Below are 13,645 nucleotides of genomic sequence, written 5' to 3'. Positions count from 1 at the left end.
GCCGCGGGCCTATCTGCCCGACCTGTCTTGAGCAGTGGGCCAAGCCGCAAACGCGCTGCCAAACCTGCGCCCTCCCCCTCCCTCCCAATGCCCGATTGAACACCTGTGGCACCTGCCTCATCCAGCCCCCGCCGCTGGACGCCTGCGTGGCAGCCCTGGACTACGCTTTCCCTTGGGTGCGGCTGATTGCGGAGCTCAAATTCCAGCAGGGCCTGCACTGGGTGCCGTTGCTGAGCAGCCTGCTGGAGCGCGCCCTTCCAGCACAGCTCTCTTGGCCGGCGCAGGCTTGCCTCGTGCCGGTGCCGCTTTCGCCCGAGCGCCTGTGCGAGCGCGGCTTCAACCAGGCGCTGGAGTTGGCGCGGCCGCTGGCGCAGCGGCGACAATACGCGCTGGCCCCCGAACTGTTGCGCCGCACCCTGGCCACCGAGCAACAAGCTCGCCTGGACAAGGAGGCCCGGCAACGCAATATGCACGGCGCCTTCCATTGCCCCATGCCATTGGCGGGGCGGCACTGCGTGCTGCTGGACGACGTGATGACCACCGGCGCCACGCTGCATGAGGCCGCTCGCAGCCTACGCCGCGCTGGCGCGGCCAGCGTCAGCGCTCTGGTGTTGGCGCGCACGCCCGCCCCTTGACCCCTGAAGACAGCGTATGTTCCACATCGTTTTGGTCCACCCGGAAATTCCACCCAACACTGGCAACGTGATTCGCCTGGCAGCCAACACGGGCTGCCAGCTGCACCTGATTGAGCCTTTGGGTTTTTCGATGGAAGACCGCCTCATGCGCCGTGCAGGCCTGGACTATCACGAGTACGCGCCGGTGCTGCGCCACGCCAGTTGGGAGGCCTTTTTGCAAGCGCAAAGTCCGGATCCACTGCGCATGTTTGCCTTCACCACGCATGGCAGCCAGCTGCTGGCGCAAGTGAATTTGTGCGCGGGGGACTATCTGGTGTTTGGCTGCGAAACCGCTGGTCTGCCGCCGGAGCTGCGTGAGCAGTTCGCGCCCGCACAGCGTGTGCGCCTGCCCATGCGTGCGCAGCAGCGCAGCCTCAACCTCAGCAACGCCGTGGCGGTGGCGGTCTTTGAAGGCTGGCGCCAAAACGGCTACGCAGGCGGCCAGTAAGCCCGCCCAAGCCGCCGCGCAACATCACCACTCAGAGCGGGCCTGGCGGCCCATCAACCGCTCCAGCGTCTGCGCCACCGGAATGCGGCCTTGCAGCACATCCACCACCGCCTCGGTGATGGGCATGTCCACCCCCAGCTGCTGTGCACGCGCCAGCACCGTGGGTGCGCTGTAAACGCCTTCCGCCACATGGCCGAGCCGCTGCAGGATGTCCTGTACGCTCAGCCCCTGGGCCAGCATGAGCCCGACACGGCGGTTGCGCGACAAATCGCCTGTGGCCGTCAGCACCAAATCCCCCAGGCCTGCGAGCCCGAGCAGGGTTTCCGTCTGGGCGCCCAGCGCCAGGGCCAAGCGCTGCATCTCGGCCAGACCACGCGTGATGAGCGCGGCGCGGGCATTGAGCCCAGGACCTAGCAAGCCTTGCTCTTGAGCCTGCAGACTGAGGCCGTCGCCTATGCCCACCGCAATGGCCATGACGTTTTTGACGGCACCACCCACCTCAACGCCCACAGGGTCGGCCGAGGAATAGACGCGCAGGCGCTCGCCATGAAATGCCTCAACGCCGCTGCGAGCAACAGTGGGGTCCGCCGAAGCTGACACCAGTGCAGTGGGCTGGCCTGCGGCCACTTCTTGCGCAAAGCTGGGGCCTGAGAGCACGCCGCAGCGCAGCGAGGGCGCGACTTCGCGCGCGATTTCATGCCCCAAGCGCGCAGTGCCCGCCTCAAAGCCCTTGCACAGCCACAGCACCGGGGCTTGAACCTGCAACTGCTGCAGCGCTGCCAGAGTCTCACGCAGTCCCGACATGGGTGTGGCCACCACCAGCACGCCCTCGCGAGCATGAGCGACCGCGGCATGGAAATCCGCACTGAGCGCCAAGTCCGGGGGGAATGCAACACCGGGCAGGTATTGCGCATTGCTGCGCTGAGCCTGCATCCGCGCCACAGCCTCAGCGCTACGCGCCCACAGCAGGGTGTCATGCCGCCGCGCTGCGGCCAGGGCCAAGGCCGTGCCCCAGGCACCAGCGCCCAGAATAGAGATCTTCATGCGTACTACGGGCGGCAGCGCCTGGACTTCAGTTGACAGCGGGAGGCTGTTGGTTGCCCTGTGCTTGAGCAGTCAGCTGGGCTTGTTGGGCCTCGAACATGGCTTGGAAGTTCACTTCCGTCAGCACCACGGGCGGGAAGCCGGCGCGGTTGCAAACGTCAGAGACCACAGCGCGCAGATAGGGGTAGATCATCTGCGGGCAGACGATGCCCAAGATGCCTTCCAGCTGCTCTTGCGGCAGGTTGCGCATCTCGAAGATGCCAGCTTGCTTGGCTTCGATCAGAAACAGCGTCTTGTCGTTGACCTTGGTGGTCACGGTCGCCGTCACGCAGACTTCGAAGATGCCGTCAGCCACCGGCTCCGCCGCCAGCGCCAGATTGATGTCGACCTGGGGTTGGCCTTGCTCCAGCAGGATTTGCGGGGCATTGGGCTGCTCCAAGGACAGATCCTTCAGGTACATGCGCTGGATCTGAAATACGGGGGCGTTGTTCTCGTCGGCCATGATGTGTTCCGTAGAAGAAAAAGCCCGCCAGCGGCGGGCCGTGACGGGCATTATCAATCAAGGGCTGCAGCCCTCAGATCAGGGTGCGCACGCTCACTCCCCCTGAAGCAGGGGCAGCAGACCACCGCGTTGATCCAGCGCGACCAAGTCGTCGCAGCCGCCCACGTGGGTGTCACCGATGAAGATTTGCGGCACGGTGCGGCGCTGGGTCAACGCCATCATGGCGTCGCGCTGAGCGGGGTCCAGATCGATGCGAATTTCTTCGATCTGCGTCACGCCGCGCTGCTTGAGCAAGGCCTTGGCACGCACGCAGTACGGGCAGACCTGGGTGGTGTACATCTTCACATGAGCCATAAGCGCTTTCTTGCAGTTCAACAGCGGCTGGCGCCCGTCTTCAGGCGGCCTTATCAACCGGCAGGCTGGCTTCGCGCCAGGCGGTCAAACCACCTTGCACTGCCACGGCCTTTTCATAGCCAGCCTTGCGCAGAATGCCAGCGGCACGATGGGCGCGCGTGCCATTGGCGCAAAACAGGACCAGCGGCAGGGCCTTGTTGGTGGGCAGTTGCTTATGCCCTTCAACTTTGGCAGTCAATGCCGACAGCGGCAGGTGGCGCGCGCCCTTGGCATGCGCGCGACCGAACTCCTCGCCTTCGCTGACATCCAGCACCACGGCTTTTTCACGGTTGATCAGCTGCACGGCATCTGCCGGGCTGATGCCGGAAGTCTTGCCGCGACCACCCGCAAACAGCAGGGCGCCAGAGGCCACAGCTGCAAGAACCAAATACCAGTTTTCGATCAGAAATTTCAAAGCAGCCCCGCCAATGTGCGTCCACAAAACAAGGGCGCGATTATAGAAAGAGGCCAGCGCTCGCGTCCGCGCGAAAACGGCAACCTAGAATTCCACAGCCTCTCATCAACACCTTGCCTTCTTCAATATGTACAAGCTGGTACTCATTCGCCACGGCGAATCGACTTGGAATCTGGAAAACCGCTTCACCGGTTGGACCGACGTGGACCTCACCCCCACCGGCGTGGAGCAAGCCCGCCAGGCCGGCCGCCTGATCAAGGCCGCGGGGCTGGACTTTGACGTGGCCTACACCTCCATGCTCAAGCGCGCGGTGTGGACGCTGTGGCATGCCCTGGACCAAATGGAGCGCACCTGGCTGCCCGTGCAGCACCGCTGGCGGCTCAACGAGCGCCACTACGGCGCGCTGCAAGGCCTCAACAAAGCCGACATGGCCAAGCAATATGGCGAAGAACAGGTGCTGGTGTGGCGCCGCAGCTATGACACCCCGCCGCCCGCACTGGAAGCCAGCGACCCGCGCAGCGAGCGCGGCGATGTGCGCTACGCCGCGCTGCAGCCCTCTGACATCCCGCTGACGGAGTGCCTCAAAGACACCGTGGCACGCGTGCTGCCGCTGTGGAATGAAGAAATCGCGCCGCAGATCAAAGCCGGGCGCCGCGTGGTGATTGCCGCCCATGGCAACAGCATCCGTGCGCTGGTGAAGTACCTGGACCAGATCGCTGACGACGCCATCGTGGGCGTCAACATCCCCAACGGCATTCCGCTGGTGTACGAGCTCGACGCCCAGCTCAAGCCCATCAAGAGCTACTACCTGGGCGATGCTGAAGCCGCCGCCCGCGCCGCAGCGGCCGTGGCCACGCAAGGCAAGGCCTGAGGCCTCAAGCCAAACGACCGCACAGGTGCGCCTGTGCACGCCGTGCGGTCGTTGATGTTTCAGCAGCCCTGACGCACAGGGCTATCCAATGCGGTTCAGTGCGAATGCGCCGCAGCCTTCTCCGGCATGGCCGATGAATGGTGATGGCTGATCAGCCACTGGCCGTTGACGAATTCGTACACATAGGTGTAGCGGCCGCTGACCTTGCTGCCGTCTTTGAAGGTGAAGGTGTAGGTGCCGACGTCTTGCGCCAGATTGCAGCCGATCTTGACGATGCGGGTGTCAATCTTGCCCTGAGGACCTTTGTCCAGGAAGTGCACAAAGTAGTCGCGGATTTCAGCGTGATTGGTGCGCACCTTGTTGGACACCGTGGGCGAGAGCACGCCATCTTTGGCGTAGTTTGCCACCACCTGGTCGGGGTTGCCAGTGGCCAGCGAGGCGTTCCAGCGGTCGAACAAGGCCGAGATTTCCTTCGCATCGGTCTTAGCACACGCAGCAGACTGCGCCTGCGCTTGAGCGGTGGCAGCAGCGGCAATCAACAGCGTGGCAATCAACGACTTTTTCATGGTCTATAGCTCCGGGTTGTGGCGCCAGACCCCCTGGCCTGACGCGTCACCCGCACTTTGCGGTGCTGAGGTGAACGCCAAAGTGTGCGATTCATGAACACAGACCAAGCTGCAAATGAACGCCAGATGAACAGAGCACCAAAGGCAAGTGCTCGGAGCGGGTTCAGTCCTCGGCTTCAATCTTGTAGCCAATGCCGCGCACGGTGCGCAGCAGTGGGGAGAGCCCGTCCAAGTCAATCTTCTGGCGCAGGCGCCGGATGTAGACGTCCACCACATTGGTCAGCGGATCCTCGCTGACACCCCAGACGTTGGAGAGGATGCGCTCGCGGCTGAACACACGGCCCGGCGCGCTCATGAGCAGCTCCAACAAAGCCAGCTCTTTGGCAGTGAGGCTGATGAGCTCTCCGGCGCGGCTGACGCGCAGGCGCTCCCGATCCAGCTGCAAATCGCCCACGCACAGGGTGCTGGCGCGCACGCGGGTTTCGCGCCCACGTCGGCACAGCGCCTCCAGGCGCGCCAACAGTTCGTCAAAAGCAAAGGGCTTGGTCAGGTAGTCGTCCGCCCCCAGGCGCAGCCCCGTGACTTTGTCTTCAAGACTGCCCATGGCAGTGAGCATGAGCACAGGCACTTGAGAGCCTTGGGTGCGCAGCTGCTGCAGCACATCCAGGCCATTGAGGCCGGGCAGCATGACGTCCAACACCATCAGCGTCCAGTCCTGAGCGCGCGCAGCCTCCAGGGCCGCATGCCCGTCTCTAACCACGCTCACGGTGTAGCCCTCGGCGCGCAAACCGCGCTCCAAAAAGTCAGCCACACGCGTGTCGTCTTCAACGATCAAAAGAGTGTTCATGAACTTGCGTCACCCATGGAGGTCAGCCGGCTCAAAGGCAGGCGAATTTGCACCACCGTGCCTTGCTGAGCGGCACTTGTGAGCTTGATGTCACCCTCGTGGGCTTGCACGATGTAGCGGGCAATCGGCAGGCCCAGGCCCAGGCCGTCAGGCCGATGGCGCCGCGCGGCCTCGCCGCGGAAATGGCGCTCAAAGACCTCAGGCAGCTCTTGCGCGTTGATGCCTATGCCCTGGTCGCGCAGCGTCAACACCAGGCGCTGTTCCTGCACCTGGGCACGCAGCTCGATCTCGGTGCCTGGGTTGGAGTAGCGCCGGGCGTTGTCCAGCACGATGCCCAGCACCTGGCGCAAGCGTTTGGCGTCGGCGCGCAAACCCCAGCCCGACGGCGTGGTGGCGTCAATCTGCCACTGCATGCGCAGACCCTGTGCGCGGGCCAGCACCTCGGCTTGCTGGCACTGGGCCTGCAGCCACTGCGGCCAGTCCAGCCACTCGCATTGCAGGGCGAGTTGCTGGACTTCGGCGCGCGCCAGCAAGGACATGTCCTCCAGCACCTGCGAGAACTGCTCCACCGTGGCCACGATGTGTTGCAGCGCCTGGCGGTACTCGGCCGCACTGCGGTCCGGGCCGCGCAGGGTGATTTCTGCTTCGCCACGGATGGCCGTGGCCGGCGTGCGCAGCTCGTGGCTGATTTCCGCAAAAAAACGCCGCCGCCGCCCATCCATGGCTTGCAAGGTGTCGTGGGCCTGGCGCAGTTCGGCGGTGCGCGACTGCACCATCTGCTCCAGCATGGCACGGTCGGCCTGCTCTTGCAGGCGGTGCTGCTGCAGCTCGGCCGCCATGGCGTTGAAGCCGCGCGCCACCTGACCGAACTCGTCGCCCCGGCTCTCACGCAGCCGCACGTTCAAATCCCCGCCCTGCAGGGCCTGCACGCCGTGCATCAGCTCGTCCAGCGGGCGGCGCAAGCTCAGCATGAAGTAACTCGCCAGAGCCACCGTCATCAAGGCCGCGGTGACCGACAAGCCCACCACCACGGCACGCATGGTGGCCAAGGCGCGGTCGGCCGCCATGCGCGAGGCCGAGGTGGCGCTGCGCTCCTGCTCGATTTCAGCCAAGAGCAGACGGCGCAAGTCTTGCCCGCGCGACTCATCAAACACCGAGCGCATGCGGCGCCACACTTCTGCGGAATCAGCGCCCGGCAGGGTGGGCGTCATGCGATGCAAGGCATGGGCGAGGTCGTCGACGTGCTGATCCAGCACGTTGAGCGAGCGCTGGCGTTGTTCACGCCGCCCCGACTCGCCAAGCTCAGACTCCAGCGCATCCAGCGCCAGGGAGCGCTCGTGCAGCTGTTGCAGCTCGCGGCGCATATCGGCCAGCAAGGTCGTGCGCACGGCCAGATCCGCCTCACCGGTCAGCAGCAGCTGCGCCGTCCAGCTGCGCAGGCGCTGCTTGTTGGCCGAGAGCTCCACAAAGCCGGTCAGGATGTCGCTGGTCAAGCGCCCGCGCTGCACCTGCTGCGCCGCCGTGTGTTGCGCCCACAGCGCCACCGCGCCTTGCAGTACAGCCAGCAGGCCCAGCACGCTGAGTGCGAGCAAAAGTTTGGTGCGAAACATAGGCGCACTTTAGCCGCGGCCCGAAGCGCACGCTTTCGCACCGTGCGGATTCAGTCGCCTTGGGTGCGCTGTGACAGGGCTTGCTCCAGCACGCCACGGGCCTGGTCGGCAAGCTCGCGGCGCTGCACACCTGCGCTCGCCAGCGGCGCGAGCACCTCAATCTCCACCGCCAGACGCTGGGCGCAAAGAATGCGCCAGAGGCTGGTCAGCAAGGTGGTGTCACCCACGTACTGAGCCGCCGCGGCAAAGCGCTCGCCCGGGGCATGCCAGCGCAACATCACCGGCTGCACGCCCAGCTGTGCCTCAATGGCCGACTGCAGCAAATTGGCATGGAAGTGCAAGATGGGCCAGCCCGGGCCGGTGGTGCCTTCGGGGAATACAGCCACCGTGCCCCCGCTCGTGAGCCGGTCACGGATGACGCTGACCATGCGCGCGGCGTCGCGTCTTGAGGTGCGCGCGATGAACAAGGTGTCGACCGCAGCCACCAGAGGGCCCACCACGGGCCAGTGGCGGATGTCGTCTTTGGCCACAAAACACACGTGCGGCATGACGGAGTGCAGCGCCGCAATGTCCAGCCATGACACATGGTTGGCCACCACCAGCCGCGCGTCGGTGCTGGCCACACCGCGCACCTGCAAGCGGATGCCCAAGACCTTGAGCAGCTTGAGCGACCACCAGCGCACCAGCGCATGGCGCTGCGCCGTGCTGCGCCCCGACCAGCCCCAGTGCGCCAGCGCCAAGCCGTGCAGCAAATGCGTCAACAGCCGCAGCAAACGCCACGGTGCCCGCACCACGCCCAGCACACTCATGCGTTGGCGGCTTCAAATGCCAGCGTACCGGCCACCAAGGTGTAACGCACGCGCCCGGGCAACTCAAACCCCGTCATGCCAAAAGCAAAAGGCGTGTGGGTGCCCTGGCTCCGCAGCGCCTCGGGCTGCACGGCCCAGCGCGCGTTGGGGTCGAACACGCAGACATCAGCCACACCACCCTCCATCAAGCGCCCAGCGCTGGCCCCCAGGGAGCCCAGGGCCGAGCCCAGCACACGCACTGGCTCAGCGCTGACCAAGGCCAGCGCACGCGCCATGGGCACACCCTCGTCCTGCGCCCACTTCAGGGCCAGGCTCAGCAGCAGCTCCAGACCGCTGGCCCCGGGCGTGGCCTCGGCAAAGGGCACGTTCTTTTCGTCTGCACTGACCGGCATGTGATCCGACACCAGGGCGTCCAAGGTGCCGTCAGCCAGCGCCGCGCGCAGCGCGTCGCGGTCGCGCTGCTGGCGCAACGGCGGCGTGAGGCGCATGGCGGTGTTGAAGAACCCGATATCCATATCGGTGAGGTGCAGCGAGTTGATGGACACATCGGCCGTAACCGGCAGGCCGCGCGCCTTGGCCGCGCGCAGCAGCTCCACGCCCGCCGCACTGGAGAGGCGGCAGAGATGCACCCGTGCGCCGGTGACTTGCACCAGCTCAAAAATGGTGTGCAGCGCCAGGGTCTCGGCCGTCACGGGCACGCCCGAGAGGCCCAGACGCGTGGCCACCGCACCGCTGGCCGCCACACCGCCGCCGAGCCACGGGTCCAGCGGGTGCAGCCAGACGGTGTAGCCGTAGGTGGCGGCGTATTGCAGCGCGCGCAGCAGGAACTGGGTATTGCGGATGGGCACTTCGGCTTGCGAAAAGCCCACGCAACCGGCTTCAGTCAGCTCGGCCATTTCGGTGAGCTGCTCGCCCTTGAGCCCGCGCGTGAGCGCGCCCAGCGGGAAGAGCCGGCAACGGCTGAGCTTGCGGGCGCGGAACTTGAGCATTTCCACCAGACCCGGCTCGTCCAGCGTGGGGTCGGTGTCGGGCGGGCAGACCAGGCTGGTCACGCCACCGGCAGCAGCGGCGGCCAGCTCGCTCTCCAGCATGCCCTCGTGCTCGTGCCCGGGTTCGCGCAGCCGTGCGGCCAAGTCCACCAAGCCTGGCGCCACCACCAGGCCCGTGGCGTCGATGACGCGCTGCGCCTCAAAGTCCTTGGGCACATCGCCCAGAGCCACGATGCGGCCCGCGGCAATGGCCAGGTCGCCCACGCGGTCCAGATTGCCAGCGCCATCGAGCAGCCGGCCGTTACGGATCAGGATCTTCATGTCTGCTAATTCCTTTTGGTCCTGTGGTCGCGTGGCCTCAGGCCTCGTTGCCGGCCAAGATGCTCATCACCGCCATGCGCACGGCAATGCCAAAGGTCACCTGCGGCAGGATCACGCTGTGCTTGCCGTCGGCCACCTCAGAGGCGATTTCCACACCGCGGTTGATGGGCCCGGGGTGCATGACGATGGCATCGGGTTTGGCCAGCTGCAGCTTTTCGGGCGTGAGGCCAAAGCTCTTGAAGTACTCGCCGCTGGAGGGCAGCATGGCGCCGCTCATGCGCTCGTTTTGCAGGCGCAGCATGATGATGACGTCGGCATCGCGAATGCCTTCATCCAGGCTGTGACAGACACGCACGCCCATGTCCTTGAGGTCGCCGGGCACCAGGGTCTTGGGGCCCACGGCGCGAATCTCGGGCACGCCCAAGATGCTGAGCGCATGGATGTCCGAGCGCGCCACGCGCGAGTGCACGATGTCGCCCACGATGGCCACGCGCAGCTGCGTGAAGTCCTTCTTGTAGTGGCGGATGGTGTACATGTCCAACAGCCCCTGTGTGGGGTGGGCATGGCGGCCATCACCGGCGTTGACCACATGCACATGCGGCGCGCAGTGCTGGGCAATCAGGTAGGGCGCCCCGCTCTCGCTGTGGCGCACCACAAACATGTCAGCATGCATGGCGCTGAGGTTGGCCACGGTGTCCAGCAGCGTCTCGCCCTTGGCGGTGGAGGAGCGCGCGATGTCGAGGTTGATCACATCCGCCGAGAGGCGCTTGGCCGCAATCTCAAACGTGGTGCGCGTGCGCGTGCTGTTTTCGAAAAACAGATTGAAGATGGACTTGCCGCGCAGCAGCGGCACCTTCTTCACCTCGCGGTCGTTGACCGACAAAAAGGTGCTGGCCGTGTCCAGAATCTGGTGAATGACGGCGCGCGGCAGGCCTTCGATGGACAGCAGGTGAATCAGCTCACCGTGGCTGTTGAGTTGCGGATGACGTTTGGACAGCATGGAGGATCTCCTGACACCGCAGCCGGGCAAAGCGACAGGCCGCGAGGTCGGTTGGGTTCATTCGTTGCGCAGGTCAAAGCTGAAGTGGCCTTGCGCATCCCGCGCCAGGCACAGCCGCTGCGGCCCCGACAGCGCCACACGCGCGGCCGAGTAAGCGGGCTCGATGGGCAGCTCGCGGCCGCCGCGGTCCACCAAGACCGCCAGCACCACGCTGGCAGGGCGGCCAAAGTCGTAGAGCTCGTTGAGCACGGCGCGCGTGGTGCGGCCGGTGTAGAGCACATCGTCCACCAGCACGATGTGGCGGCCCTGCACTTCAAAAGGCAGCCGGGTGTGGTCGCTGGCCGTGCTCATGCCGCGCGAGCTGAAATCGTCGCGGTGCAGCGCGCTGGAGATCACGCCATGCGCGATGGGCAGCTGCAGGTCCGCACACAGGCGCTCGGCCAGCCAGGCGCCACCGCTCCACACGCCCACCAGGGCCACGGATTGCGGGTCACGCCCTTGCAGCAGCTGGCGCACGCCACCGAGCAAATTCACATAAAGCGCCTCAGCATCCAGTTGCAAGCAACTCATGAGCTCTCCCTCAGGAACTGTTCCAAGATCAGCACTGCGGCGGCGGCGTCCAGGTCCTGTGCACCCTCGTCTTGGGCGCAGGCACTGGTGTAGCGCTCGTCCACCTCAAACACCGGCAGATAAAAACGCCCGCGCAGCTGGGCAGCGAATTTGCGCGCCCGGCGCGTCATGTCGTGCTCAGCGCCATCGGGGTGGCGCGGCACGCCCACCACCAGAGCCTGAGGCTCCCAGGCCTTGATCAGCACCGCGATGGGTTCAAACACCGCCTTGCCCTCGGCCTTGATGGTGGGCAGCGGCATACCATGGCCGAGCTGACGCAAGCCCTTGGCCACGCCCACACGGCGCAGGCCAAAGTCAAACGCCATCAAAGACTGAAAAGAAGCGGGGGATGGGGCAGTGTTGGGCGGGGCAGTCATGGCGTGAGGCCTCATGCGTGCCCGGCCTCCTGGCTGAGCATGCGCGGGTCAAAGCCCAGCAGCGCCAGCGCGCGGTCATAGCGTTCGTCCACCGGCGCGTCAAAAATAATGTCTGGCGAGGCGTCCACCGTCAGCCAGCCATTGCGCCCAATTTCTTCTTCCAGCTGCCCGGCCGCCCAACCGGCATAGCCCAGCGTCACCAGCAGCTTGCGCGGGCCCGCGCCATGCGAGAGCGCTTCGAGCACATCGCGGCTGGTGGTCATCTCCAAACCACCAGGAACGGCCAGCGAGGCGTTGTAGTGCCCGCCTTGCTCGTCCAGGCGCTCATGCAGCACAAAGCCACGCTCGGTCTGCACCGGGCCGCCGAAAAACACCGGCTGCGCGGCCAGTGTGTCGTCGGGCAGGTTCAACTCGACTTTTTCAAAGAGATTGCCCAAGGTCAGAGAAATGGGGCGGTTGATGACCAACCCCAATGCGCCGCGCTCGTTGTGCTCACACAAATAGACCACGGTGCCTGCAAAGGTTTCGTCCTTCATGCCGGGCATGGCAATGAGGAATTGGTTGGTGAGGTCGATGCGCTCCGAGGACATGGGGGCATTCTATTTCACCGACACTGCCCCCATGCCTGACCGCACCGACAACTCCAGCCCCGCCCTGGTGTGGCTGCGCCGCGATCTGCGCGCCCACGACCATGCCGCCCTCAGCCACGCGCTGCGCCAGCACTCCCAGGTGCATCTGGCCTTTGTGCTGGACAGCGACATCTTGTCGGCCCTGCCGCGCGAAGACCGCCGGGTGAGCTTCATCCTGCAAGCCCTGCAGGAGCTGGACACCGCCCTGCAAGCCCTGCGCCCCGGCGCCGGGGTGATCGTGCGCCACGGTTGTGCGCGCACCGTCATTCCTGAACTGATGCAGGGCCTGGGTGCGAGCCACCTCTACCTCAACCACGACGACGACCCTTTCGCCCTGGCACGCGATGAGGCGGTCACACAGGCTGTGCAGCGCACAGGTGCTGTGGTGCACAGCCACAAAGACCATGTGATCTTTGAGCGCACCGAGCTGCTGACGGGCCAAAAACGCCCCTACACCGTCTTCACGCCCTACAAAAACGCCTGGCTGCGCCGTCTTGCGGCCGAGCCCGCAGTGCTGGCCGAGCACCAAGTGGCCGCCCACGCCCACAAACTGGCAGCGCGCCCGCCGCAAGAAAGTGGCGCGCCCGATGCGAGTCGCCTGGGCTTCGAAGCCATGCCGCTGGCGCCATCTCTGCAAGGGGGCTGCGCGCGCGCGCAGCTGCTGCTGTCAGACTTTTTGCTGCGCATCGACGACTACGACCAGCTGCGCGACCACCCCGCACGCAAAGGCCCCAGCTACCTCAGCCCGCAGCTGCGCTTTGGCACGGTGTCGATTCGTGAGCTGGCCCGCGCCGCCTGGCAGCGCGCGCAGGCGGGCAGCCGTGGAGCCGAGGTGTGGCTCAGCGAGCTGATCTGGCGCGACTTCTATCACCAGGTGCTGTTCCACCACCCGCAGGTTGTTGGCGCGGCACTCAAGCCCGAATACGAGCGCATCCGCTGGGCCCAGGGGCCTGAGGCCGACGCGCATTTTCAAGCCTGGTGCGCAGGCCAGACCGGCTACCCGCTGGTGGATGCCGCCATGCGCCAGCTGGCGCAAACCGGCTATATGCACAACCGCCTGCGCATGGTGGCGGCGAGCTTTCTGATTAAAGACCTGGGCATCGATTGGCGCCGGGGCGAGGCCTGGTTTGCGCAGCTGCTGCTGGACTTTGACCTTGCCGCCAACAACGGCGGCTGGCAGTGGGCCGCCTCCAGCGGCTGCGACGCACAGCCCTGGTTTCGCATCTTCAACCCCGTGGCGCAAAGCGAAAAATTCGACCCCCAGGGCCAATTCATTCGCCGTTATGTGCCAGAGCTCGCGGCCCTGCCCGCACCGGCCCTGCATGCGCCCTGGCTGGCCAGTCCGCTGGAGTTGGCCAGTGCCGGCGTGCAGCTTGGGCGCGACTACCCGCTGCCCCTGGTCGACCACGCCGCAGCGCGGCAAACCACACTGGCGAGGTACGCCGTGGTCCGCCAAAGCTAGCCGCTGCCTGCAACCTCCGCTCACACCTTGCCCCCGCCTCCCGATCAAAGCGACAGTGGGTGCGGGTTACAGTCGACTC

Annotated in this window: 17 protein-coding genes; 4 read left to right on the top strand and 13 right to left on the bottom strand. The window is 65.7% G+C overall.

Annotation, left to right across the window (positions count from 1 at the left end):
* Window positions 1–95 precede the first annotated feature (95 nt).
* Together ACG0Z6_RS01610 and trmL are read left to right on the top strand one after the other, a co-directional pair.
* Window positions 96–635, top strand: coding sequence for a ComF family protein (locus ACG0Z6_RS01610; RefSeq protein ID WP_394458221.1), 540 nt, complete (start codon window positions 96–98; stop codon window positions 633–635).
* A gap of 16 nt (window positions 636–651) precedes the next feature.
* A complete protein-coding gene (gene trmL / locus ACG0Z6_RS01605) occupies window positions 652–1,122 on the top strand; it encodes a tRNA (uridine(34)/cytosine(34)/5-carboxymethylaminomethyluridine(34)-2'-O)-methyltransferase TrmL (protein ID WP_394458219.1) in 471 nt (156 codons plus the stop codon).
* Window positions 1,123–1,146: 24 nt separating this feature from the next.
* On the opposite strand, the gene ACG0Z6_RS01600 is transcribed toward trmL, so the two are convergent.
* From ACG0Z6_RS01600 to ACG0Z6_RS01585, 4 genes are all read right to left on the bottom strand, one after another.
* Window positions 1,147–2,166, bottom strand: a complete 1,020-nt coding sequence (locus ACG0Z6_RS01600) for an NAD(P)H-dependent glycerol-3-phosphate dehydrogenase (protein WP_394458218.1) — start codon at window positions 2,164–2,166, stop codon at window positions 1,147–1,149.
* Window positions 2,167–2,194: 28 nt separating this feature from the next.
* Window positions 2,195–2,668, bottom strand: coding sequence for a protein-export chaperone SecB (secB, locus tag ACG0Z6_RS01595; RefSeq protein WP_394458216.1), 474 nt, complete (start codon window positions 2,666–2,668; stop codon window positions 2,195–2,197).
* A gap of 93 nt (window positions 2,669–2,761) precedes the next feature.
* Window positions 2,762–3,022 carry a glutaredoxin 3 gene (grxC, locus tag ACG0Z6_RS01590; RefSeq protein ID WP_394458214.1) on the bottom strand — a complete coding sequence of 87 codons (261 nt, stop codon included), beginning with the start codon at window positions 3,020–3,022 and terminating at the stop codon, window positions 2,762–2,764.
* 40 nt (window positions 3,023–3,062) lie between these two features.
* Entirely contained in the window at window positions 3,063–3,476 is a 414-nt protein-coding gene (locus ACG0Z6_RS01585; protein ID WP_394458212.1) for a rhodanese-like domain-containing protein, read from the bottom strand.
* Window positions 3,477–3,603: 127 nt separating this feature from the next.
* On the opposite strand from ACG0Z6_RS01585, the gene gpmA reads away from it, so the two are divergent.
* A complete protein-coding gene (gpmA, locus tag ACG0Z6_RS01580) occupies window positions 3,604–4,347 on the top strand; it encodes a 2,3-diphosphoglycerate-dependent phosphoglycerate mutase (protein WP_394458211.1) in 744 nt (247 codons plus the stop codon).
* Between the two features lie 95 nt (window positions 4,348–4,442).
* Here the strand turns inward: gpmA and ACG0Z6_RS01575 are convergent, their stop codons facing one another.
* The 9 genes from ACG0Z6_RS01575 to ACG0Z6_RS01535 all read right to left on the bottom strand — a co-directional run bounded on the left by ACG0Z6_RS01575 (window position 4,443) and on the right by ACG0Z6_RS01535 (window position 12,065).
* Window positions 4,443–4,913 (bottom strand): SgcJ/EcaC family oxidoreductase, encoded by a 471-nt coding sequence (locus tag ACG0Z6_RS01575; protein WP_394458209.1) that lies wholly within the window; start codon window positions 4,911–4,913, stop codon window positions 4,443–4,445.
* A gap of 163 nt (window positions 4,914–5,076) precedes the next feature.
* Window positions 5,077–5,760 carry a response regulator transcription factor gene (locus tag ACG0Z6_RS01570; RefSeq protein ID WP_394458207.1) on the bottom strand — a complete coding sequence of 228 codons (684 nt, stop codon included), beginning with the start codon at window positions 5,758–5,760 and terminating at the stop codon, window positions 5,077–5,079.
* A complete protein-coding gene (locus ACG0Z6_RS01565) occupies window positions 5,757–7,370 on the bottom strand; it encodes a sensor histidine kinase (protein WP_394458206.1) in 1,614 nt (537 codons plus the stop codon). Before ACG0Z6_RS01565 ends, ACG0Z6_RS01570 begins: the two co-directional genes overlap by 4 nt.
* Window positions 7,371–7,420: 50 nt before the next feature.
* Window positions 7,421–8,179 carry a lysophospholipid acyltransferase family protein gene (locus tag ACG0Z6_RS01560; protein WP_394458204.1) on the bottom strand — a complete coding sequence of 253 codons (759 nt, stop codon included), beginning with the start codon at window positions 8,177–8,179 and terminating at the stop codon, window positions 7,421–7,423.
* Complete coding sequence (locus tag ACG0Z6_RS01555) at window positions 8,176–9,489, bottom strand: dihydroorotase (RefSeq protein ID WP_394458202.1); 1,314 nt, start codon at window positions 9,487–9,489, stop codon at window positions 8,176–8,178. The genes ACG0Z6_RS01560 and ACG0Z6_RS01555 overlap by 4 nt, the downstream gene beginning before the upstream one ends.
* Window positions 9,490–9,526: 37 nt before the next feature.
* A complete protein-coding gene (locus tag ACG0Z6_RS01550; protein ID WP_394458200.1) occupies window positions 9,527–10,489 on the bottom strand; it encodes an aspartate carbamoyltransferase catalytic subunit in 963 nt (320 codons plus the stop codon).
* Window positions 10,490–10,546: 57 nt separating this feature from the next.
* Window positions 10,547–11,059, bottom strand: coding sequence for a bifunctional pyr operon transcriptional regulator/uracil phosphoribosyltransferase PyrR (gene pyrR / locus ACG0Z6_RS01545; protein WP_394458198.1), 513 nt, complete (start codon window positions 11,057–11,059; stop codon window positions 10,547–10,549).
* Window positions 11,056–11,475: a Holliday junction resolvase RuvX gene (ruvX, locus tag ACG0Z6_RS01540; RefSeq protein ID WP_394458195.1), complete on the bottom strand. Its 420-nt coding sequence runs from the start codon at window positions 11,473–11,475 to the stop codon at window positions 11,056–11,058. Before ruvX ends, pyrR begins: the two co-directional genes overlap by 4 nt.
* 11 nt (window positions 11,476–11,486) lie before the next feature.
* Window positions 11,487–12,065, bottom strand: a complete 579-nt coding sequence (locus ACG0Z6_RS01535; RefSeq protein WP_394458192.1) for a YqgE/AlgH family protein — start codon at window positions 12,063–12,065, stop codon at window positions 11,487–11,489.
* Window positions 12,066–12,096: 31 nt separating this feature from the next.
* Between ACG0Z6_RS01535 and ACG0Z6_RS01530 the strand changes: the two genes are divergently transcribed.
* Window positions 12,097–13,566, top strand: a complete 1,470-nt coding sequence (locus ACG0Z6_RS01530) for a cryptochrome/photolyase family protein (RefSeq protein ID WP_394458190.1) — start codon at window positions 12,097–12,099, stop codon at window positions 13,564–13,566.
* Window positions 13,567–13,645: the final 79 nt, after the last annotated feature.

Origin of the sequence: Roseateles rivi (genome assembly GCF_043555845.1) — a bacterium.
GTDB classification, from domain to species: Bacteria; Pseudomonadota; Gammaproteobacteria; order Burkholderiales; family Burkholderiaceae_C; genus Roseateles; species Roseateles rivi.
Note: the sequence above shows the minus strand (reverse complement) of the source record. Positions and strands in the feature narration are given on the sequence as shown.

Bases quoted from the DNA above. Each gene is read 5' to 3' on its own strand.
- ACG0Z6_RS01555 (WP_394458202.1), bottom strand. From the start codon at position 9,489: ATGAAGATCCTGATCCGTAACGGCCGGCTGCTCGATGGCGCTGGCAAT.
- ACG0Z6_RS01600 (WP_394458218.1), bottom strand. From the start codon at position 2,166: ATGAAGATCTCTATTCTGGGCGCTGGTGCCTGGGGCACGGCCTTGGCC.
- ACG0Z6_RS01530 (WP_394458190.1), top strand. From the start codon at position 12,097: ATGCCTGACCGCACCGACAACTCCAGCCCCGCCCTGGTGTGGCTGCGC.
- ACG0Z6_RS01575 (WP_394458209.1), bottom strand. From the start codon at position 4,913: ATGAAAAAGTCGTTGATTGCCACGCTGTTGATTGCCGCTGCTGCCACC.
- ACG0Z6_RS01565 (WP_394458206.1), bottom strand. From the start codon at position 7,370: ATGTTTCGCACCAAACTTTTGCTCGCACTCAGCGTGCTGGGCCTGCTG.
- ACG0Z6_RS01560 (WP_394458204.1), bottom strand. From the start codon at position 8,179: ATGAGTGTGCTGGGCGTGGTGCGGGCACCGTGGCGTTTGCTGCGGCTG.
- pyrR (WP_394458198.1), bottom strand. From the start codon at position 11,059: ATGAGTTGCTTGCAACTGGATGCTGAGGCGCTTTATGTGAATTTGCTC.
- ruvX (WP_394458195.1), bottom strand. From the start codon at position 11,475: ATGACTGCCCCGCCCAACACTGCCCCATCCCCCGCTTCTTTTCAGTCT.
- ACG0Z6_RS01570 (WP_394458207.1), bottom strand. From the start codon at position 5,760: ATGAACACTCTTTTGATCGTTGAAGACGACACGCGTGTGGCTGACTTT.
- ACG0Z6_RS01535 (WP_394458192.1), bottom strand. From the start codon at position 12,065: ATGTCCTCGGAGCGCATCGACCTCACCAACCAATTCCTCATTGCCATG.
- ACG0Z6_RS01550 (WP_394458200.1), bottom strand. From the start codon at position 10,489: ATGCTGTCCAAACGTCATCCGCAACTCAACAGCCACGGTGAGCTGATT.
- gpmA (WP_394458211.1), top strand. From the start codon at position 3,604: ATGTACAAGCTGGTACTCATTCGCCACGGCGAATCGACTTGGAATCTG.
- grxC (WP_394458214.1), bottom strand. From the start codon at position 3,022: ATGGCTCATGTGAAGATGTACACCACCCAGGTCTGCCCGTACTGCGTG.
- secB (WP_394458216.1), bottom strand. From the start codon at position 2,668: ATGGCCGACGAGAACAACGCCCCCGTATTTCAGATCCAGCGCATGTAC.
- trmL (WP_394458219.1), top strand. From the start codon at position 652: ATGTTCCACATCGTTTTGGTCCACCCGGAAATTCCACCCAACACTGGC.